The following is a 20,980-nucleotide window of genomic DNA, read 5'->3' as shown; positions in this document are numbered from 1 at the left end:
GGGTGTTTCACGTGAAACACCCCACCCACCAGACTCAGTGCATGGCTCCGGCAGCTGCATCGGCGGCGATGTGCTGCGTCCCGATGCGCTTGCGGAACACCCAGTAGGTCCAGCCCTGGTAGAGCAGGATGATCGGCATGGCGATGCCCGCACACCAGGTCATGATCTTCAGGGTGTAGGGGGTCGACGAGGCGTTGCTCACCGTCAGGCTCCAGGCGGGGTTGAGCGTGGACGGCATGACGTTCGGGAAGAGCGTCAGGAAGAGCATCGCGACCGCCGCCACGATGGTGAGGCCGGAGAGCGCGAACGCCCATCCCTCACGCCGGGCCTGGTTGGCCACGAGCGCCCCGACAAGGCCGGCGACCGCCACCCACAGGGCGACCAGACTCTTGCTGTCACCCTGGTCGATCTGCGCCCAGCCGAGGAAGACCAGCGCCACCACCGCGGCCACCAGCCCGACTGCCAGAGCCAGCCTCTGCGCCCGCCGCCGGATGTCCCCGACGGTCTTGAGTGTCGTGAACACCGCCCCATGGAAGGTGAACAGGCTCAGGGTCACCAGTCCGCCGAGAAGCGCGAAGGGGTTCAGCAGATCCCAGAAACCGCCCACGTACTCCAGATGCTGATCGATCTTCACCCCACGGACGATGTTGCCGAAGGCCACACCCCACAGGAACGCCGGGATCAGCGAGGTCCAGAAGATCGCTGTCTCCCAGTTGCGCTGCCAGCTCTCCTCGGGCCGCTTGGCCCGGTACTCGAAGGCCACACCGCGCACGATCAGACAGACCAGGATGGTCAGCAGCGGGAGATAGAAGCCGGAGAAGAGGGTCGCGTACCACTCGGGGAACGCGGCGAAGGTCGCGCCGCCCGCGCTGAGCAGCCACACCTCGTTGCCGTCCCAGACAGGGCCGATCGTGTTGATCAGGACCCGCCGCTCGGGCCGGTCGCGGGCCAGCAGCTTGGTGAGGACGCCGACCCCGAAGTCGAAGCCCTCCAGGAAGAAGTAGCCGGTCCAGAGAACCGCGATGAGGACGAACCACACGTCGTGAAGTTGCATGATGTGAGCGCTCCCTCGGCCTAGTACGAGAAGGCCATCGGCTTGTCGGCATCCTGGGGGTCGCCGCCGATCCTGGTGGGCGGGTTGAGATCGGACTCGGTGAGCTCCGGGGGTCCGGCCTTGACGTACTTCGCGAGCAGTCTGAACTCGATGACCGCGAGGATCGCGTAGAGCAGCGTGAGTACGGTCATCGAGGTGATGACCTCGCCCTGGGAGACACCGGGGGAGACCGCGTCACGGGTGCGCAGCACGCCGTAGACGACCCAGGGCTGGCGGCCCATCTCGGTGAAGATCCAGCCCCAGGAGTTGGCTATGAGCGGGAACGCCAGGGTCCACACGGCGATGCGCCAGAACCACGTGGTGAGCACGGGGGCGAGGGCCTTGTTCCTGAAGAGGACCAGATGCGGCACCTCGTCCTCGCCGACCCGCAGATGCGAGGCCAGCATGAACTTCTTGCGGGTGAGCCAGAGTCCGGCCAGGCCGAGGGCGAAGGACGACATTCCGAAACCGATCATCCAGCGGAAGCCCCAGAAGGTGACGGGGATGATCGGGCGGTAGTCGCCCGGGCCGAACTTCTGCTGCTCTGCCTTGTTGGTGTCGTTGATGCCGGGGACGTACGAGCCGAAGTCGTCGTTGGCGAGGAAGGACAGCACTCCGGGGACGGACAGCTCGACGGAGTTGTGGCCCTTGCTCACATCGCCGTAGGCGAAGATCGAGAACGGCGCGGCGTCCTGGCCGTCCCAGAGCGCCTCGGCAGCGGCCATCTTCATCGGCTGCTGCTTGAACATCACCTTGCCGAGGGTGTCACCGCTGACCGCGGTGAGCAGACCGGCTATGACCACGGTGATCAGGCCCAGCCGCAGCGACGTCTTCATCACGGCGACATGCTTCTTGCGGGCCAGGTGGTAGGCGGCGATGCCGACCATGAACGCGCCGCCCGTCAGGAAGGACGCAGTCAGGGTGTGGAAGGCCTGGGCGAGTGCGGTGTTCTGCGTCAGGACGTGCCAGAAGTCCGTGAGTTCGGCCCGCCCCCTCGCCTTGTTGATCCGGTAGCCGACGGGGTGCTGCATCCAGGAGTTGGCCGCGAGGATGAAGTACGCCGACAGGATCGTGCCTATGGAGACCATCCAGATGCAGGCGAGGTGAAGCTTCTTCGGCAGCTTGTCCCAGCCGAAGATCCACAGCCCGATGAAGGTCGACTCGAAGAAGAAGGCGATGAGGGCCTCGAACGCGAGGGGCGCCCCGAAGATGTCACCGACGAAGCGTGAGTAGGCGGACCAGTTCATGCCGAACTGGAACTCCTGGACGATGCCCGTGACCACGCCCATCGCGATGTTGATCAGGAAGAGCTTGCCCCAGAACTTCGTCGCCCGGAGGTACTTCTCCTTCTCCGTGCGCACCCAGGCGGTCTCCAGGCCGGCGGTCAGCGCGGCGAGCGAGATCGTGAGCGGGACGAACAGAAAGTGGTAGACGGTGGTGATGCCGAACTGCCATCGCGCCAGAGTCTCCGGCGCCAAAGCCAGGTCCACGTCGTCTCTCCTTACGTCGCCGTGGTCGCAAGCGGCAGCTTGCCCCCGTTTGGCACACCCCTGGGGAGGGGCTTGTGAACGCGTTCACATTCACAAGCAATTATGGCGCATATGGGTTCGAGGGCGGACGGGCGGGGGGGCCTGAAAGGGCTGCCGGGCGTCGACACCCCCAAGCGCCCCGACCGCGCCCCAAGTCCGGAGATCCTTGGCGCATGCATGCCGTGCACAGCACAAAGCGGGGCGGCACATGTCCGCCCCGCCGCACCCCGCGGGGGCTGCCCCGTGCCCTCTCACAGCACAGGGCAGCACGGGAGAACCACCGACCCGTGGCCCGGAGGGCCAGGGGATGGCCCCTGAGGGCTGAGGGTATCCCCTAGAGATCCCGGCGGAAGCCCTCCGCCACCTTCACAAAGATGTCGTTCGCCTCGGCCTCGCCGATCGTCACGCGCACACCTTCGCCCGGGAATGGCCGGACGACCACGCCGGCCTGCTCGCAGGTGGCCGCGAAGTCCACCGTGCGCTCCCCCAGCCGCAGCCACACGAAGTTCGCCTGGGTCTCGGGAACCGTCCAGCCCTGGGCGCGCAGGGTGTCGACCACACGGTTGCGCTCGCACACCAACGAGCCTACCCGGCCGAGCAGTTCGTCCTCCGCGCGCAGGGACGCGATCGCCGCCACCTGCGCCAGCTGACTCACCCCGAAGGGCACCGCCGTCTTGCGCAGCGCCGCCGCCACCGGCTCATGGGCGATCGCGAAACCGACCCGCAGACCGGCGAGGCCGTAGGCCTTGGAGAAGGTGCGCAGCACGCAGACGTTCGGCCGCTCGCGGTACAGCTCGACGCCGTCCGGGACCTGGACGTCGCGGATGAACTCCCGGTACGCCTCGTCGAGCACCACCAGCACATCGCTCGGCACCCGGTCGAGGAAGCGCTCCAACTCGGCCCGGCGCACGACTGTGCCGGTCGGGTTGTTGGGGTTGCAGACGAAGATCAGCCGGGTCCGGTCCGTGATCGCGTCCGCCATCGCGTCGAGGTCGTGCACCTCGCCCGGGGTCAGCGGCACCCGGACCGAGGTCGCGCCGCTGATCTGCGTGATGATCGGGTACGCCTCGAAGGACCGCCAGGCGTAGATCACCTCGTCACCCGGACCGCTCGTGGCCTGCAGCAGTTGCTGGGCGACACCGACCGAGCCCGTGCCCGTCGCGAGGTGCGACTGCGGCACACCGAAACGCTCCGACAGCTCAGCCATCAGCCCCGTGCACGCCATGTCGGGGTAGCGGTTGAAGGACCCGGACGCCTCGATCACGCTCTCCATCACGCCCGGCAGCGGCGGATAGGGATTCTCGTTCGAGGACAGCTTGTAGGCTGCCGGGCCACCGGACGCGGCAGGCTTGCCGGGCCTGTAGGTGGGGATACCCTCCAGCTCGGCACGCAGCCTCGGGCTCGTCTCGCTCACCGCTGTCCTCCTCGCGCACGCACCGGCTCATGACCGCCACCGGCTTCCCATGCTCCTCACCTTATGAGGATTCGGCGCCGCTGCGAATGGGCTGTGGACAACCGAATCGGCTTGGGTGCCGTCCTCCCGGAAACCGGGCCGGAGGCGCCGTACGAACCTGGGCGCATCGTCACAGAAAGGCGCATGGATCAGGGGGCGCGTCGCCTTTCATCGCACGCGCCGGTAGCTCGCGCCGTGGCGCGCATCCCTCGTGAAGGTGAGTTGAGACCTCTTCGAAATATGGCCACCTTGGCAGGCCCATACGTGTCAACGCGTCACGTACTGTCCTTGGATCGCTCAAGCCCCTTACATTCCAAGGCTTTTCCCCACTCCTCACCATGCAGAAACGTGCCTGTCAACGCGTGCATATGCGTCCGCACTACCCCACCACATGAGCCCTACTATCGGCTCGCCATGACAGCAGCAGGGAAGCACCAGGTGAGCCGGGCGGAGACCGCCCGCCGAGGCAGTCGGCCGGGCCGGGCAGGCATCAGAGACGTGGCCGCTGCCGCCGGAGTCTCCATCACGACCGTCTCCGACGCCCTCAACGGCAAGGGCCGGCTGCCGGACGCCACCCGACGCCATGTCCGCGAGGTCGCCGACCGGCTGGGCTACCGGCCCTCGGCCGCGGCCCGCACGCTCCGCACGGGCAAGTCGGGCCTCATCGGCCTGACCGTGACCACGTACGGGGATGAACCTTTCACCTTCACCGAGTTCGCGTACTTCGCGGAGATGGCCCGAGCCGCCACCTCAGCGGCACTCGCCCGGGGCTATGCCCTGGTCATCCTGCCCGCCACCTCGCGCCACGACGTGTGGTCGAACGTCGCCCTGGACGGCACCGTCGTCATCGACCCGTCCGACCAGGACCCGGTGGTCAGCGAGTTGGTCCGGCAGGGGTTACCCGTCGTCTCCGACGGCCGGCCCGCCGGCACCCTCCCGGTCACCGCCTGGGTGGACAACGACCACGAGGCCGCGGTCCTGGGCATTCTCGACCATCTGGCCGCCGCAGGCGCCCGGCGCATCGGACTGCTGACCGGCACCACGACGGACACCTACACCCATCTGTCCACGACCGCCTATCTGAACTGGTGCGAGCGCGTCGGGCAGGATCCGGTCTACGAGGCCTATCCCGCCCACGATCCCTGCGCGGGCGCCGTCGCCGCCGACCGGCTGCTGGCCCGCCCCGACCGCCCCGACGCGGTCTACGGACTCTTCGACCCGAACGGCACCGATCTGCTCGCCGCCGCGCGCCGCTACGGACTGCGCGTCCCCGAGGACCTGCTGCTCGTCTGCTGCAGCGAATCCGCCGTCTACGCGAACACCGAGCCGCCCGTCACGACGCTCTCCCTGAAGCCGCGCCGGATCGGTACGGCAGTGGTCCAGCTCCTCATCGACGCCATCGAAGGCATCGAGTCGGACCAGCCGGTCGAGCAGGTCATACCGACGGAACTGATCGTGCGCACCTCGTCCCAGCGACGGCCGCCCCGGACCACGGTCAGTCCGCCCCGGTCGCCCGAGCAGGGGTGAGAGCTCCGTACGCAACGGACGCCCGGCTCGTACTCCCGTTCTATTCGGGAGCTCCGAGCCGTCGGTGTGCCACGAGTCACGCTCAGGCTGCCCACGGGCGGGTGACGCGCAGATCCCCCGCGGGCGGGTGACGTGCCTGGTCGCAGCGAGGAAAGCCCCGCCCATTTAGGGCGAAAGCCGCGGTGAGGCGGGGTCCTTCCCCGATTCACCACCCCTGGGTCATCACATGGCGCGATCCGCATTCCTATGATGGGCCCACGACACCGTGGACCGCTGCGACCAGGCAGTCCGATGCGGTGCAGATGCGGCGCGATGGTGGAGGGGTCGATGACTCAGGGGGCCGGTCAGGGAACCGAGGCGGAGCAGGCGGCGACGTTGCGTGACTTCCGGGTGCCCGCGTACGTCCACGAGACCGGTCCGTACACGCAGAGCACACCCCCCGGCGAGATCCCCGGACCCGTCGCACCAGCCGAGGCCTACCCCCACGGCTACTCCGACGCGTACACGCCCACCGAGCGGGACCTCCCGGTCATCAACCGCGGCGACACGCTCCAGGTGCCCGTCGACCCGGCGTCCGAGCCCGCCCCGCACCCCGCCGAAGGGCCAGGGCCACTGTTCGTGGTCGGGGACGTCCACGGCTATCTCGACCAGCTCCTCGCGGCGCTCCAGGAGAAGGGGCTCATCGACGCCGAGGGCCGTTGGTCCGCGGGCACGGCCAGGCTGTGGTTCCTCGGGGACTTCACCGACCGCGGCCCCGACGGCATCGGCGTGATCGACCTGGTGATGCGGCTGTCCGCGGAGGCGGCGGCGGCCGGCGGCTACTGCAAGGCGCTCATGGGCAACCACGAGCTGCTGCTGCTCGGCGCCAAGCGGTTCGGCGACACGCCCGTCCACTCGGGCGCGGGCACCGCGACCTTCCAGGCCGCCTGGCTGCTCAACGGCGGCCAGAAGACGGACATGGACCGCCTTCAGGACCACCATCTGCAGTGGATGGCCCGTCTCGACGCGGTGGAGGAGGTCGACGGGCACCTCCTGGTCCACTCGGACACCACCGCCTACCTCGACTACGGCGACTCCATCGAAGCGGTCAACGACACCATCCACGACACGCTCACCCGCAATGACGCGGACGAGGTGTGGGACCTCTTCCGGAAGTTCACCAAGCGCTTCTCCTTCCGGGACGAGGGCGGTGCCGACGCCGTGCGGTCCCTGCTGGGGACCTACGGCGGCCGGCGGATCGTCCACGGCCACAGCCCCATCCCCTACCTGCTGGGCGAGGTCGGCTCGGAGGACGGCGACGACGCCTCGGGTCCGGTCGTCGAAGGTCCCCACGTCTACGCGGACGGACTGGCGATCGCGATGGACGGCGGCGTGACCATGGCCGGAAAGCTGCTGGTCCAGCAACTCCCCCTGGATAGCTGAGGGTTCACCGGGCAGGCATGTCCCCGACGGGGGACGACCGAGGAGTGCCCGGGCCGTGGGGCAAATTCTGGAAACCCCCTGTCACCGTGTGCCGTCGCCGCTCTACCATCGGCTTATCCGTAGCAGGCTCCCCTCCGTTTCTGCCCGACGGCTCGTCAGCATGCCGAGCCACCAGCCCTACGGAGCATCGGGGGATGCACATGAACAGCGTTCCGCAGCACCTGCTGAGCGAGGACCGCCAGGACTATGAGCGGGTCCTCGGTGAGGCGCTGCGCTCCGCACCACACCACCCGGATCTGGCCGCTGTGGGACAGCGGCTCAACGCCGAACAGCTGCGCACCATGGCGCTGAACGCCACCGCCTTCATCACCGCCACGGCGGCCGCCGAATACCAGCACTACGTACTGGTACGGGAGCAAATGCGCCGACCGGCACCGCCCGCCCCACCCGTCCACGAGAGCATCGACGACAGCGACTCCACGGAACCGGACGCGGACGGCCAGGGGCTCGCCGCCACGGTGGGGGAGGCCGCGGCGGGCGCCGGAGCCGGTGCCGTCGTCGCCGTCCTCGCCCCCTTCCTCGCCGGTGCCGCCGCGGCGATCTTCCTGCTCGTGGGCTACATCCTCAAGATGGTCAACCCCCACCAGGTGTTCGCCCGGACCCTCCTGACCACCGGGTGGGTCTTCGGCGCGGTGACCGCGGCGGCGATCCTGGTCGCCGCCACCGGCCTGCTGCTCACCGCCCTGCGCAACAGCTCGTCGGCTCACGATTCCGACGCCCAGAGCGAGTTGATCGCGGAGGTGACCCGAGCCCGGGAGCTCTGGCACGAGGCCTTGCTGGAGCGCGGCATCCTCCCGTTCCTCCGCGAGGCCCTCGCCGCCCCGGGCACGGCCGCGATGAGCCGGAAGGAACCGGAGACGACCCCCAGCCGCATGCCGCACCTCGGCTACGACCGACCGGGCTTCAGCAGCCCCGACAGCGGCCCCGCCGCGGGCCCGCGCCCCAGCTTCAGCAGCCCGGACTTCACCAGCCCGGACTTCGGAGGCCCCGACCACCAGCCGGAGTGACAGGCCTCGACCGACACTCCGCCGACCGAACCGAGCAGGCGACGCAGGAGGCCGTCCCACGCCCCCAGGCCGTCTCGGCCCGAACCACCCGCCGAAGCCCGGCCCGCCCCTCACAAAGGACTGCGGGCCGGAACTTCAGCCTGGACCCGCGACGGCACCAGGCCATGTGCGTCACGGGCGCCAGGGAAGGTCAGTCCGCTATCGGCAGATACACCCGGTTCCCGCCCGCCGCGAACTCCTTCGACTTCTGGAGCATCCCCTCGGCGACCTCCTGCTCCGACGCACCCTCGGCCACCGCACCGCCGAAGCGCTGCGTGATGTCCTGGCTGATCTTCATGGAGCAGAACTTCGGACCGCACATCGAGCAGAAGTGGGCCGTCTTGGCCGGTTCGGCGGGAAGGGTCTCGTCGTGGAAGTCGCGGGCCGTGTCCGGGTCGAGGGCCAGGTTGAACTGGTCCTCCCAGCGGAACTCGAAGCGCGCGTCGGACAGCGCGTCGTCCCACTCCTGCGCACCCGGGTGCCCCTTGGCGAGATCGGCCGCATGGGCGGCGATCTTGTAGGTGATGACGCCGGTCTTGACGTCGTCACGGTTGGGCAGGCCCAGGTGCTCCTTGGGTGTGACGTAGCAGAGCATGGCCGTGCCCCACCAGGCGATCATGGCGGCACCGATACCGGAGGTGATGTGGTCGTACGCCGGCGCGATGTCCGTGGTCAGCGGGCCGAGCGTATAGAACGGAGCTTCATCGCAGATCTCCTGCTGCAGATCGATGTTCTCCTTGATCTTGTGCATCGGGACGTGTCCCGGGCCCTCGATCATCGTCTGTACATGGAAACGCCTGGCGATACGGCCGAGTTCCCCGAGGGTGCGCAGTTCCGCGAACTGTGCCTGGTCGTTGGCGTCGGCGATCGAACCGGGTCGCAGACCGTCGCCCAGCGAGTAGGTGACGTCGTAGGCCGCGAGGATCTCGCAGAGTTCCTCGAAGTTCTCGTACAGGAACGACTCCTTGTGGTGGGCGAGACACCACGCCGCCATGATCGAGCCGCCGCGCGAGACGATGCCGGTCTTGCGGTTCGCCGTCAACGGTACGTACGCCAGGCGCACGCCCGCGTGGACCGTCATATAGTCCACGCCCTGTTCGGCCTGCTCGATGACCGTGTCCTTGTAGATCTCCCAGGTCAGCTCCTCGGCCTTGCCGTCGACCTTCTCGAGCGCCTGGTAGAGCGGCACCGTACCGATCGGCACCGGGGAGTTGCGCAGCACCCACTCACGGGTGGTGTGGATATTGCGGCCGGTGGACAGGTCCATGACCGTGTCGGCGCCCCAGCGGGTCGCCCAGGTCATCTTCTCGACCTCCTCCTCGATGGAGGAGGTCACCGCGGAGTTGCCGATATTGGCGTTGACCTTCACCAGGAACCGCTTGCCGATGATCATCGGCTCGATCTCCGGGTGGTTGACGTTGGCCGGCAGTACCGCACGGCCCGCCGCGATCTCCTCACGGACGACCTCGGGCGAAACGTTCTCCCGGAGGGCCACGAACTCCATCTCCGGCGTGATCTCCCCACGGCGCGCATAGGCGAGCTGCGTCACCGCGTTCCCGTCGCGACCACGACGCGGCTGACGCGGGCGTCCCGGGAACACCGCGTCGAGATTGCGCAGGCCGCCCCGCGGCGAGGTGTGCTTGATCCCGTCGTCCTCGGGACGGACGGGGCGGCCCGCGTACTCCTCGGTGTCACCGCGAACGATGATCCAGTTCTCCCGGAGCGGCGCGAGCCCCCGGCGGACGTCGGTCTCGGCGACCGGATCGGTGTACGGGCCGGAGGTGTCGTACAGGGTGACCGACTGCCCGTTGGTGAGATGCACTTGCCGGACCGGCACCCGCAGATCGGGGCGCGAACCCTCGATATACGCCTTGTGCCAGCCGATGGACCACCCGGCCTCCTGAGGCTCTTCTCCCTGAGCGGAGGCAGGCGTGCGTACGTCCTTGACGGTCATGAGACCTACTCCCTACGCCGGCATTACCCGGTAACAGGTTCAGCGGTCGGCACAGCCCTCTCCGCTCGCTGATGTTCCACGTGAAACATCGCGTCTACGGAGGTCAGCGCCCTCTCAGCCCGGTGCTCCGAGCTCCCGCGTGTGCAAAAGTCCCTTCACGCTAGCGTCTAATTAGGTGAGCTGAACAGTGGGCCTTGCGCGTTCTTGCGATGATCGGGGGGTGCCCCCGACGCAGCATCCCCCCTCATACCCGCCGTCCGAGCCGCCGCACCACCGCGGCCCGGGCGACAGACACAGCCCCCCAGACGGGCACGGCCATGGGTCCGACGGTGGACACGGCCACTCCCACAGTCACAGCCATGGCCCCGCGGCCCCCGTGTCACGGCATCTGCGCAAGGTCATCGCCGCGATCCTCATCCCGTTCACCGCAGCGGTCATCGTCGGTCTCGTGGTGCTGTGGCCCGGAGGAGTCCCGTCACACAAACGCTCCGGCGTCGGATTCGACCGGCAGACCCAGCAGGCCACGGTCACCACGGTCGTGGCGGTGGACTGCAAGTCCGTGAACGCCTCGGGTGGGGGGCCGGTCGGCGACACCTCCCTCACCGGCGGCTCGTCGGCCCCGCAGACGCCTGCCGGCACCTGCAAGAAGGCGACCGTCCGCGTCGACACCGGCAAGGACAAGGGCCGTACGTTCACGGAGATCGTCCAGCCGGACCAGTCACGGCAGTTGCACCAGGGCGAGAAGGTCGTTGCGGCGTACGAGCCCTCCGCGCCCAAGGAACTCCAGTACTCGGTGACCGATGTGGACCGCAAGTTCCCCATGGCCCTGCTCGCCGGCATCTTCGCCGTGGCGGTGGTGGTCGTGGGCCGGATGCGCGGCGTCATGGCACTCGTCGCGCTGGCCGTCAGCTTTCTGCTGCTCAGCCTCTTCGTCCTGCCCGCGATCCTGGATGGCTCGAATCCGCTGCTCGTGGCCGTGGTCGGGTCGAGCGCCATCATGCTGCTCGCCCTCTATATGTGCCACGGACTCTCGGCCCGCACCTCCGTGGCGGTGCTCGGCACGCTTGTGTCCCTGTCGCTGATCGGTCTCCTCGGCTCGGAGTTCATCGGCTGGGCCGCGCTGACCGGCAACACCGACGACAACACCGGCCTGATCCACGGCCTGTACCCGCACATCGACATGAGCGGTCTGCTGCTCGCCGGGGTCATCATCGGTTCGCTCGGCGTCCTCGACGATGTGACCGTCACCCAGACGTCCGCGGTCTGGGAGCTGCACGAGGCCAACCCCTCGATGGGCTGGCGCGGGCTGTACCGGGCGGGCATCCGCATCGGCCGCGACCACATCGCCTCGGTCGTCAACACGCTCGTCCTGGCATACGCGGGTGCGGCCCTGCCCCTGCTGCTGCTCTTCTCGATCGCGCAGAGCAGTGTGGTCTCGGTCGCGGGCAGCGAGCTGGTCGCCGAGGAGATCGTGCGCACGCTGGTGGGCTCGATCGGGCTGGTCGCGTCGGTGCCGGTGACGACGGTCCTGGCGGCCATAGTCGTCTCGGCGGACCGTCCGGCCACGGCAGACGCCGCCTCGGCTCCCGTCCCGGCCCGTGGGGGAAGAGGGCGCCGCCGCAAGCGCTGAGGCTTCCTGCCGCGTTCCAGCTCCACCCGGGACTTCACCATGGCCACCGGGGACTTCACCCGGACCACCACGACCTTCGCGATCAAGGTCCGCAGAAGCGTTACGGCATCTCACCGCGCCCGTACCGTCGTCGAGGAACCGTTACGGCGTGAGGAACCGTTCCGGCGCCGCACGCCGTCTCAGCCCGCGCTCTGCTCCTCCGCCAGGATCCGGTCCAGAGCCTCGTCCAGATGCGCGTCGAAGTCGGCGAGGGAGCCCTCCTGCCCCAGCGGCACCAGCTTGTCGGTGCGGTCGAGGAACGCGACCAGAGGCACCGCGCCCGACCGGAACAGTGCCCGGTCGGCGCCCACCTGGAGGCGGATCAGCACATCGCCGAAGGTGTCCGGCTCGGCGGGCGCGATGTGCACATCGCCGTCGCCGCACGGCCGGCCCACCCCGTCCACCAGCAGTTCACGACCGAACGCCCATGTCACGGGGGCGTCGCCGGGCAGATGGAAGGTCAGACGCACCGCATAGGGATCACAGGTTTCGTAACACAGCTCCACCGGAATGCGGAAGGAGAGCTCCTCCGACACGAGAAAGCTCATCATGACCTCTGCCTGCACCGACTCGCGCATCGCCTACCCCGTCAGTAGCCGTCGACTGGCCAGGAATGATCCCCCTGACACCTGCTGGAAGTTTGCTGAAAGTGCATGGCAGATCACAAGGAGTGAGTTTTCAGATGCTGATAGAGATGGCGAGTGTCCCTGTCAGCCTGTCGATCTCCGACTGCAGCCGACGGACCGTCGGCAACAGCCGGTCGGCCTGGTGGGAGGGCAGGGAGATGGCCACTGCGGCTGCCGTCGCGCTCGTGGCGAGGGGGAGCGCCGCACAGGCCGTACCGAGGGCGTACTCCTGGCGTTCGGTGACCGGTTCCGTACGCTCCAGGTGCTCCAGACGGCGCAGCAGGCTGCGGTTGTCACGCAGCGTGTAGGGGGTGATCGGCCGCGCCGGATAGCGGTCGAGGTGGTCGCGCCGGGCCTCCTCGTCGAGCTGTGACAGCAGACACTGACCGAGCGCGTGCGCGTGCCCGGTCTCGCGGAAGTCGGCCCATTCCTCGGCCGCCGGGAGGCCCGGGCTGTCGGCAACACCGAGGACCTCGATCTCACCCTCGCGGTAGACCGCGTAGTAGACGGGCGCACCGATCGAATCACGCCATTGTGCGAGCGCTTCGTTCACCATGCTGCGACGTTTCTGCTGGGTCGCGCTGCCGCTCAGCCGCTCGGCGGCCTCCCCTAGGAAGAACAGGCCCTTCTCCCGGCGCAGATAGCCCTCGTGGGTCAGGGTGCGCAGAAGGTGGTACGCGGTGGGGAGCGCCAGGCCGACCTCGCGGGCCAACTGCTTGGCGGGGGCCCCGTATCCATGGTCGGCGACGGCCTCCAGCAGCCGCATCGCCCGCTGCACCGATCCGATCAGGGTGGTGGACTGCGCCGGCGTCGGCGGAAGGTCCGCTTCCGCCGGTGAGGCGCGCCGCTGTGCGGGCGGGGTGGTCGAGTGTGCGGGCGCGGTGCCAACCGTGGCCAAAGGTCACTCCCGGAGCACGAGGTCGGCCTCCCGTGGAAGAACACGGGAGGGGATGCACCGCGCGCGGGACCTGCCGCGCGCCGGGCTCCGGACTTTAACGGCCTCCCACCGGCCGTCGATGACGTCCCCGGGAAAACTTCCCTCGCCCGAGGGAACCTCAATTTCCCGTTACCGGCGGCCTCTTGCCGACCTCCGGTCCCGCCCTGCGCCACCCCCGGAGTGGCCTCAGGCCCGATACGCCCCCGGGTGGCTCACCAGTCGCCGCGTGACGACGAACTCGACATGAACTTCCGTACGACGTAGATCAGTCCGCCCACCAGGGCGACGAAGAGCAGCACCTTGAACAGCAGCAGGACGACGAACCCGACGACGGTCGCTATCACGCCGCCGAAGACGACGAGGGCGATGACCGGCACCGCGATCCACTTCACCCACCACGGCAAACCCGCGAAGATCTCTCGCATCGCCCTTGTCCTTGTCTGTCCGCCCGTTGCCCCGCGCCTTTTCGGGGGCTCCCCAACCGGGTCCTTCCGTACTGCTTCGATGCTAGGACCGCTCGGGGGCCGAACGCGGGCCTTGCGCCCCTTGTCCTCCCCTGATCGTCCCCTGAGGGAACCCCGAGACGGGACTCAGCTCTCCGGCGGAGAGAACACCACCAGAACCCTAAGATCCTCGGTGATGTGGTGGAACTTGTGGGCGACGCCGGCAGGCACGTAGATGACGCTTCCGCGTGCGATCTGGGTGGTCTCCAGGCCCACGGTGATCGAGGCGCGGCCGCTGACGACGAAGTACACCTCGTCCTGCTGGTGCGGCTTCTGCGGGTCGAGGTCGCCGGCGTCGAGCGCGTACAGGCCGGCCGACATGTTCCTCTCCCGCAGGAACTGCAGATAGGCGCCGTCGTTGGCGGCGCGCTCCGCCTCCAGTTCGTCCAGCCGGAAAGCCTTCATCGCTCCTGCCCGCCCTTGCTCACTACTCGCCGCTGATCCCGTCTGCCACGATCAGACACATGAAGAATTTCGTAGTCAAGACGATCGCCAACGCGGGGGCTCTGGCCGTCGCCGTCTGGGTACTCGACAAGATCACCCTGACGGGTACGAGCACCGGCAAGAAGGTCGGCACGCTGATCGTGGTCGCGCTGATCTTCGGACTGGTGAATTTCCTGGTCAAACCGGTCGTGAAGGTGCTGACCTTCCCCCTGTTCATCCTGACGCTCGGCCTGATAACCCTCGTCGTCAACGCCTTGATGCTTCTGCTCACCTCGTGGGTGGCGGGCAAACTGGACCTGAGTTTCCATGTCGAGGGCTTCTGGACCGCCGTGCTGGGCGGCCTGATCATCTCGATCGTCTCCTGGGCGCTGCACCTCGTGCTGCCCGACGACGAGGACTGAGAGAGCCGCATGACCTATCGCGTTTGTTTCGTCTGCACCGGCAACATCTGCCGCTCACCGATGGCGGAGTCCGTCTTCCGCGCCCGTGTGGCGGAGGCCGGTCTCGACGACCTGGTCGAGGTCGACAGCGCGGGCACGGGCGGCTGGCACGAGGGGGACGGGGCGGATCCGCGCACCGTCGCCGTCCTGGAGGAGAACGGCTACGGCGGCGGGCACACCGCGCGCCAGTTCCAGCCCTCCTGGTTCTCCCGGCTCGATCTGGTGATCGCCCTGGACTCCGGCCATCTGAAGGCCCTGCGCCGTCTCGCGCCCACCCCCGAGGACGCGGCCAAGATCAGGCTCCTGCGCTCCTACGACCCGGCCGCCGACGACGACCTCGATGTGCCCGACCCGTACTACGGGGGCATGGAGGGGTTCGAGGAGTGTCTTGAGATGGTGGAGGCGGCGAGCCCCGGCCTGCTCGCCTCGGTACGCGAGCACATGGAGGGACGGGCGGCATGACCACACGGGATGCGAACGCGTCCGGTCCGGGGACCGGCGACGGTACACGGGCGGTGCGGGCGGGGCTGCCCGAGCCGGTCAAGCACGAGCCGACCCTGCCGGGCCCGGTCTTCGCCGCGCACTTCCATCTGCCCGGCGAGCCGACCGGCCCGTACACCTACGGCCGGGACGAGAACCCCACCTGGACGCATCTGGAGCGCGCGATCGGCGAGCTGGAGGCGCCCGGCGAGGAGGACGTCGAAGCGCCCGGCGAGGAGGACGTCGAGGCGCTCGCCTTCGCCTCCGGCATGGCCGCGATCTCGGCGGTGCTCTTCTCCCAGCTGCGCGCCGGCGACACGGTGGTGCTGCCCGAGGACGGCTACCAGGTCCTGCCGCTGGTGGGCGAACAGCTGACCGCGTACGGCATCGATGTGCGCACCGCGCCGACCAGGGACGACGCCCAGCTCGGTGTCCTCAAGGGCGCAAAGCTGCTGTGGATCGAGACCCCGTCGAACCCGGGGCTCGACGTCTGTGATGTGCGGCGGCTCGTCGCGGCGGCCCATGCGCAGGGCACCCTCGTCGCCGTCGACAACACCCTGGCGACGCCGCTCGGCCAGCGGCCCCTGGCGCTGGGCGCCGACTTCTCCGTGGCCAGCGGCACCAAGATGCTCACCGGGCACGGGGACCTCCTGCTCGGCTATGTGGCGTCCCGGAATGCAGGGCTGATGACCGCCGTACGGCGCTGGCGCAAGATCGTCGGTGCGATCCCCGGTCCCATGGAGGCCTGGCTCGCACACCGCTCGCTGGCCACACTTCAGCTCCGCGCGGATCGGCAGTCGGACAGCGCGCTCGTGGTCGCCGAGGCGCTGCGCGGCCGCGCCGAGGTGACGGGGCTGCGCTATCCGGGTCTGCCCGACGACCCCTCGCACAAGATCGCCGCGCAGCAGATGCGGCGCTTCGGGTGCGTGGTGTCGTTCTCGTTGCCCACGCGTGCGCGTGCCGACCGTTTTCTGGACGCGCTTCGCATCGTGGACGACGCGACCAGTTTCGGAGGGGTGCGGTCCACCGCCGAGCGGCGTGGACGCTGGGGCGGCGACGTGGTCCCGGAGGGCTTCATCCGGCTCTCCGTCGGTGCCGAGGATCCCGAGGACCTCGTGGCCGATGTGCTGCGTGCGCTCGACGCATCGGCGGAATGACGAGGTCCTACAGGCTTCCGACTACGCCCGTCCAGCGGGCGATGGGTCCCCCCTGGGCCCTGCTACGTACGACGGACGGTCCGAACCTCCCCCCTCGTGGCTCGGACCGTCCCGGTTCCGCACGCGAAGAACCGCGCAGACAAGGCTAGTTGACTCTGTGTCAGTGTCCAATCACAGTAGGGGCAGAGACCTATCGACTTATTTATAGTTGGGCGCGGCAGCGGGGTGCCGGGACGGGAGGGAGCACCATGGATCTGGCCCTGCTGCGCACCTTTGTGACGGTGCACCGGGCCGGTTCCTTCACCCGTGCCGCGGCACTGCTCGGTCTCTCGCAGCCGGCGGTCACCTCCCACATACGCACCCTCGAACGGCAGCTGGGCCGCCCCCTCTTTCTGCGCCAGGCCCGCGGGGTGACCCCGACCTCCATCGGCGACGAGCTCGCGCACAAGGCCGCTCCGCATCTGGACGCCCTGGTCGAGATCGCGGAGACCGGCCTCGACGAGCACTCGTCGCTGCGCACGCTCCATCTGGCGGGACCGCCGGAGTTCACCGCCGAACGTGCCCTGCCCGCGCTGGCCAAGCTGACCGACGAGGACGGCCAGGGGCTTGCCCTCCGCGCCTCCTTCGGGAACGCCGAGGAGACCCTGGAAGGACTCGCCGCCGGGCACCATGACCTGGCCATCACCACGACCCGGCCCCGCGGAGCCCTGCTCACAGCCACCCCTCTCTGCGACGAGGAGCATGTCCTGGTCGCGGCCTCTCGCTGGGTCCGCCGCATCAGCTCCGGCAAGGTGCACCGCAGGGGTGCGCACCTGCTGGAGAACCTTCCGGTGGTCGAGGTGCACGAGTCGCTGCCTTTTGTCTCCCGCTACTGGGCGTCCGTCTTCGACTCCCGGCCCGCCGCCTCCGGCACGGTCGTCGTTCCCGACCTGCGGGCGGTTCTCGCCTGTGCCGCCACCGGCGCCGGGCTCGCCGTGCTGCCGCGCTACCTGTGCGCCGCCGCACTGGAGCGGGGCGATGTCGTGGCCCTTCATGAACCGGCGGTGCCTCCCCTGCGGACGTACTTCCTCGTGGTCCGCACCGGCACACTCGCCATGCCCCATATCGCCCGTGCCCATGAGTGGCTGCTGCGGGCCGCGGCCGCCTGGGGCTGAGATCCGGGGGCGAGAACACCACGCCGTGGTGCCGCGGTCCCCTGCCCGTTCCACCCGCTGTTCACGCTGGGTTCGGCGCCATGTGGGGTGCGGGATGTTTCACGTGGAACAGGCTGGGCCACATTTCACCCATGACCGTTCGCCCCGTGGTCAAGCGCACTGCCCGCGCCATCCTGCTGGATGGTGACGACCTGATTCTGATCAAGCGGACCAAGCCCGGAGTCGATCCCTACTGGCTCACGCCGGGCGGCGGGGTCGAGCCGACGGACGCGACCGTGGTCGACGCGCTCCACCGTGAAGTGCACGAGGAACTCGGGGCCAAGATCATCGATGTGGTCCCCTGCTTCGTGGACACGGTCGAGCACATCGGCGAGAACGGCGGGGCGACCGGCGTGAAGGTCCAGCACTTCTTCGTCTGCCGTCTCGAGTCCATGGACGAGCGCCTGCGGCACGGCCCCGAGGTCGAGGAGCCCGAGGGCGAGTACGAGATCGTACGGGTGCCCTTCACCCGCGTCGGGATCGCGTCCGTCCATCTCGTCCCGCTGTCGCTGCGGCACTACCTGGACGGAAACATCGAGGGAGTACGCGCGATGCACGCACCCGACCTGGGCTGACCCCTCGTTACGCGAGTGTGCCGAGACGGCGCTCGCGGGAGGGCGGCCCTACGGGCCCTGCACGCCGGCGAGGGCCAGTTCCTCCACCGAGTCGTGGCGTATGCGTTCCGACGGGACACCGACGTTCCGGAGCACTTGCACACCGCTGCGGATCATGCCGGGCGGACCCGAGAGATACACGTCGTACTCGTTCCACGGTCCGTACGCGCGTATGGCGTCCGGCAACCGGACGCGTGCCTGCTCGTCGACCACCGGGCGGACCGAGAGCCAGGGGTGGTTGTGCTGCAGCCGCAGCATGGTGTCGATGTCGTACAGATCGTGGCCGGTGCGGGCGCCGTAGAAGACCTCGACCCGGCGCCGCGCACCGTGCTCGGCGACGTCCTCGACCAGGGCCTTGATGGGTGCGATGCCGGTACCGCCGCCGAGGCAGAGCAGCCCGCTGTCCGTGGTGTGATCGACGGTCATCGTGCCGGCCGACGGGCCGAGCCGGATGATGTCGCCGGGGCGGGCCCGGTGGACCAGCGCATTGGAGACCCAGCCCGCCGGGACCGCCTTCACATGGAAGGTGAGCAGTCCGTCGGAGCGTGGTGCCGAGGCAAAGGAGTAGTGGCGCCATATCCGCGGCCACCAGGGGGTCTCCATGCTCGTGTACTGACCGGCCAGGAACGGGTACGGCTGGTCGGGGCGGACCGTGATCACCGCGATGTCGGGGGTCCGCAGATCGTGCGAGACGACCTCCGCGTACCACCAGGCCGGGGCGCGCAGCGCGTCCGCGGCCGCCGCGTCGATCATCACCTGGGACATCGTCGTGTACGCCCGCACCCAGGCGGCCTCTGTCTCGTCGTCCCAGATCGCGGAGGCGTACCTGCTCAGCGCTCCGATGAGGCACTCCCCTACGGCCGGGTAGTGCTCGGCCCGGGTGCCGTACTTGCGGTGCCCGCGGCCGAGGTTCTGCAGATACGCGACCAGGACCTCGGTGTCGTCGATGTGCTCCGCGGCGGTCAGCAGGGCCCTGAGCAGGCGGTCCCGCTGGGTGTCCATCGCGGCGGGGAACAGCGACCGCAGCTCGGGGTGGCGCACGAAGAGCAGTGCGTAGAAGTAGGAGGTGACCTTGTCGGCGATGGGTGCGACCTCGGCCATGGTCCGCTGGATCAGCACGGCGTCACGGGATGCCCGGGGCTCGGGGGCCGGTCGCTGAGCGGAGAGCTGTGGCCGGGCGGGGTCGGTGGTTCCGGGTGTCTCCTGTTCTCCGGTCGGGGCCGTCTGGGGGGTGTCGCGGGACGCGAACCAGCCGCCCCCCTCGTTGCCCCCGGACGCGCCCTTGTCGGCCGACGTGGTGGTCGGAGCCTCCATGGTGTGCCTCGCCTCGAACATCTTTCGGTCGGTCTGCGCACTTCCCCTGCCGGCGGGCGTCAGTATCCACACCGAGGGCTCTGCTTCTTTTCCCCGTTCCATCCCTGATGGTCCATGCGGCCACATTCCACCCGCGTTCCCGCCGTGTGCGGACAAGCAAGACGAGAGTGTGACAGGGACCGCGGTACTCAGACCGCAGCATCGCACTCCGGACCTCCGCCCGGCCGCGTAACAGAAAATGCGGGTCTTCGATCTCTCCGTCCCGTTAGGCTGCGTCGGCCTGCGTTCGCGCCCTGCAGACCGTGCGCACCTCACACCGGACGCGAACCGGACTCGACCATACCGGTCACTGTCGCACACACAAGCACCCCCTTGGCCTACCGTCAAAGGACGGCCGTTCCCGCAGGCAATTCCCTCAACTTCCAGGCATACGGCGCGAATTCACGAAGCCGTTCCGGAGCGGTCCCGATCGGTCCCTCACTGTTTCACGTGAAACGTCTGTCCATGTGCGGTGTAGAGGCATGACTTGGCCAAAAGCATGTGCGTTCGGCAGCAAACGGGTGGACGACCGTGGCCCCCGTCGGACAGCCTGACCTGCGTGTCGACACCTCCCCTCAGCGCTCTGCCCATCCGCCGCCTGACGCCTCGCGATCTCACCGCCTGCGCCGACTTGTCCGAGGACCGGGGGTGGCCCCGGGAGGAACACAAATGGGGCCTGCTCCTGGCCGCCGGAAGGGGGTACGGCATCGACGACCCCGAGGGGGGCCTTGTCACGGCCTGCGTCGTGACCGAATACGGATCGCTGTCCCGCCCGGACCTCTGCGGCATCGGCATGGTGCTCGTCGCCCAGCGGCATGCGCGCCAGGGTGTGGGCCGTCGGCTGATGCGTCATGTGGTGGCGGACATGGGCGGCGCCCCACTCACGCTGTACGCGACCCCCTACGGCCGTCCCCTCTACGAGGAACTCGGCTTCAAGACCATCGGCAGCTCCGAGATGGTGCGGGGACACTTCACGGCCGGTGGGCCGCCGTCCCCCGTCCCGACCCGCCCGGCCACCGGGGAGGACCTCGCCACACTCGTCAGACTCGACGAAGAGGTCTTCGGCGCCGACCGCACCCATGTGATCACCCGGCTGCCCGCCTTCGCCGACCAGTTGCGTGTCGCCGAGGAGAACGGGCGGATCACTGGATACGCCGCCGCCTGGCCCAATATGGACACGCATGTCGTGGGTCCGCTCATCGCGCGCGACACCGAGACGGCCAAGGCACTCGTCGCGTCCCTCGCCGCGCACACCGATCGCCCGCTGCGCACGGACGTCGACGTGCGGCACACGGACCTGCTGACGTGGCTGAAGGAGCGTGGGCTCGTCTCCGTCGGCATGAACGCGGTCATGACGTACGGCATCCCGGATCTGCCCGGCGACTGGATGCGGCGCTTCGCTCCGGTCACGGTGGCGGCGGGCTGAGCCCATCAGCACGGAACGCGTGCCTCCGACGGTCGGAGGCACGCTTCGCGCTTG

At 68.8% G+C, this 20,980-nt stretch carries 19 protein-coding genes and 1 riboswitch; of the genes, 10 read left to right on the top strand and 9 right to left on the bottom strand.

Annotated elements, in window-relative coordinates; genetic code table 11:
- Window positions 1-34: 34 nt before the first annotated feature.
- The 3 genes from cydB to hisC all read right to left on the bottom strand — a co-directional run bounded on the left by cydB (window position 35) and on the right by hisC (window position 4,036).
- Complete coding sequence (gene cydB, locus AB0L95_RS07590) at window positions 35-1,054, bottom strand: cytochrome d ubiquinol oxidase subunit II (RefSeq protein WP_365158429.1); 1,020 nt, start codon at window positions 1,052-1,054, stop codon at window positions 35-37.
- A 20-nt stretch (window positions 1,055-1,074) separates the two neighbouring features.
- Entirely contained in the window at window positions 1,075-2,583 is a 1,509-nt protein-coding gene (locus AB0L95_RS07585; protein ID WP_365158426.1) for a cytochrome ubiquinol oxidase subunit I, read from the bottom strand.
- A 373-nt stretch (window positions 2,584-2,956) separates the two neighbouring features.
- Window positions 2,957-4,036 (bottom strand): histidinol-phosphate transaminase, encoded by a 1,080-nt coding sequence (gene hisC / locus AB0L95_RS07580; RefSeq protein WP_365158423.1) that lies wholly within the window; start codon window positions 4,034-4,036, stop codon window positions 2,957-2,959.
- A 453-nt stretch (window positions 4,037-4,489) separates the two neighbouring features.
- Between hisC and AB0L95_RS07575 the strand changes: the two genes are divergently transcribed.
- The 3 genes from AB0L95_RS07575 (at window position 4,490) to AB0L95_RS07565 (ending at window position 8,091) form a co-directional block, all read left to right on the top strand.
- A complete protein-coding gene (locus AB0L95_RS07575; RefSeq protein WP_365158420.1) occupies window positions 4,490-5,602 on the top strand; it encodes a LacI family DNA-binding transcriptional regulator in 1,113 nt (370 codons plus the stop codon).
- A gap of 327 nt (window positions 5,603-5,929) precedes the next feature.
- Window positions 5,930-7,024 carry a metallophosphoesterase gene (locus AB0L95_RS07570; protein ID WP_365158417.1) on the top strand — a complete coding sequence of 365 codons (1,095 nt, stop codon included), beginning with the start codon at window positions 5,930-5,932 and terminating at the stop codon, window positions 7,022-7,024.
- A gap of 194 nt (window positions 7,025-7,218) precedes the next feature.
- Window positions 7,219-8,091, top strand: a complete 873-nt coding sequence (locus AB0L95_RS07565; RefSeq protein WP_365158415.1) for a hypothetical protein — start codon at window positions 7,219-7,221, stop codon at window positions 8,089-8,091.
- Between the two features lie 190 nt (window positions 8,092-8,281).
- Here AB0L95_RS07565 and thiC read toward each other — a convergent pair whose 3' ends face one another.
- Window positions 8,282-10,084 carry a phosphomethylpyrimidine synthase ThiC gene (gene thiC, locus AB0L95_RS07560; RefSeq protein ID WP_365158412.1) on the bottom strand — a complete coding sequence of 601 codons (1,803 nt, stop codon included), beginning with the start codon at window positions 10,082-10,084 and terminating at the stop codon, window positions 8,282-8,284.
- Window positions 10,077-10,233: riboswitch (TPP riboswitch) on the bottom strand. It overlaps the preceding gene by 8 nt.
- Before the next feature lie 71 nt (window positions 10,234-10,304).
- Between thiC and AB0L95_RS07555 the strand changes: the two genes are divergently transcribed.
- Window positions 10,305-11,714 (top strand): YibE/F family protein, encoded by a 1,410-nt coding sequence (locus AB0L95_RS07555; RefSeq protein WP_365158409.1) that lies wholly within the window; start codon window positions 10,305-10,307, stop codon window positions 11,712-11,714.
- A gap of 179 nt (window positions 11,715-11,893) precedes the next feature.
- Here the strand turns inward: AB0L95_RS07555 and AB0L95_RS07550 are convergent, their stop codons facing one another.
- The 4 genes from AB0L95_RS07550 to AB0L95_RS07535 form a co-directional block, all read right to left on the bottom strand.
- Window positions 11,894-12,331 (bottom strand): SsgA family sporulation/cell division regulator, encoded by a 438-nt coding sequence (locus AB0L95_RS07550; RefSeq protein ID WP_059127372.1) that lies wholly within the window; start codon window positions 12,329-12,331, stop codon window positions 11,894-11,896.
- A gap of 100 nt (window positions 12,332-12,431) precedes the next feature.
- Window positions 12,432-13,169 (bottom strand): helix-turn-helix domain-containing protein, encoded by a 738-nt coding sequence (locus tag AB0L95_RS07545; RefSeq protein ID WP_365158754.1) that lies wholly within the window; start codon window positions 13,167-13,169, stop codon window positions 12,432-12,434.
- Window positions 13,170-13,528: 359 nt separating this feature from the next.
- Entirely contained in the window at window positions 13,529-13,741 is a 213-nt protein-coding gene (locus AB0L95_RS07540; RefSeq protein ID WP_365158406.1) for a DUF5326 family protein, read from the bottom strand.
- Window positions 13,742-13,906: 165 nt separating this feature from the next.
- Window positions 13,907-14,224: a cupin domain-containing protein gene (locus AB0L95_RS07535; RefSeq protein WP_365158403.1), complete on the bottom strand. Its 318-nt coding sequence runs from the start codon at window positions 14,222-14,224 to the stop codon at window positions 13,907-13,909.
- 59 nt (window positions 14,225-14,283) lie between these two features.
- Here AB0L95_RS07535 and AB0L95_RS07530 point away from each other — a divergent pair, with 59 nt between their 5' ends.
- From AB0L95_RS07530 to AB0L95_RS07510, 5 genes are all read left to right on the top strand, one after another.
- A complete protein-coding gene (locus tag AB0L95_RS07530; RefSeq protein WP_365158400.1) occupies window positions 14,284-14,664 on the top strand; it encodes a phage holin family protein in 381 nt (126 codons plus the stop codon).
- A gap of 9 nt (window positions 14,665-14,673) precedes the next feature.
- Window positions 14,674-15,165 (top strand): low molecular weight protein-tyrosine-phosphatase, encoded by a 492-nt coding sequence (locus AB0L95_RS07525; RefSeq protein WP_365158397.1) that lies wholly within the window; start codon window positions 14,674-14,676, stop codon window positions 15,163-15,165.
- The gene (locus tag AB0L95_RS07520) at window positions 15,162-16,340 is read left to right on the top strand and encodes a cystathionine gamma-lyase (RefSeq protein ID WP_365158394.1); all 1,179 of its coding nucleotides are present in this window, start codon (window positions 15,162-15,164) and stop codon (window positions 16,338-16,340) included. Before AB0L95_RS07525 ends, AB0L95_RS07520 begins: the two co-directional genes overlap by 4 nt.
- Window positions 16,341-16,588: 248 nt before the next feature.
- Window positions 16,589-17,494 carry a LysR family transcriptional regulator gene (locus tag AB0L95_RS07515; RefSeq protein WP_365158391.1) on the top strand — a complete coding sequence of 302 codons (906 nt, stop codon included), beginning with the start codon at window positions 16,589-16,591 and terminating at the stop codon, window positions 17,492-17,494.
- 131 nt (window positions 17,495-17,625) lie between these two features.
- Complete coding sequence (locus AB0L95_RS07510) at window positions 17,626-18,108, top strand: NUDIX hydrolase (RefSeq protein ID WP_365158388.1); 483 nt, start codon at window positions 17,626-17,628, stop codon at window positions 18,106-18,108.
- Window positions 18,109-18,156: 48 nt separating this feature from the next.
- On the opposite strand, the gene AB0L95_RS07505 is transcribed toward AB0L95_RS07510, so the two are convergent.
- Window positions 18,157-19,482 (bottom strand): globin domain-containing protein, encoded by a 1,326-nt coding sequence (locus tag AB0L95_RS07505; RefSeq protein ID WP_365158385.1) that lies wholly within the window; start codon window positions 19,480-19,482, stop codon window positions 18,157-18,159.
- Between the two features lie 577 nt (window positions 19,483-20,059).
- Between AB0L95_RS07505 and AB0L95_RS07500 the strand changes: the two genes are divergently transcribed.
- Window positions 20,060-20,926: a GNAT family N-acetyltransferase gene (locus AB0L95_RS07500; RefSeq protein WP_365158382.1), complete on the top strand. Its 867-nt coding sequence runs from the start codon at window positions 20,060-20,062 to the stop codon at window positions 20,924-20,926.
- The last annotated feature ends 54 nt before the right edge of the window (window positions 20,927-20,980 follow it).

Origin of the sequence: Streptomyces sp. NPDC052036 (genome assembly GCF_040680495.1) — a bacterium.
Lineage (GTDB): Bacteria > Actinomycetota > Actinomycetes > Streptomycetales > Streptomycetaceae > Streptomyces.
Note: the sequence above shows the minus strand (reverse complement) of the source record. Positions and strands in the feature narration are given on the sequence as shown.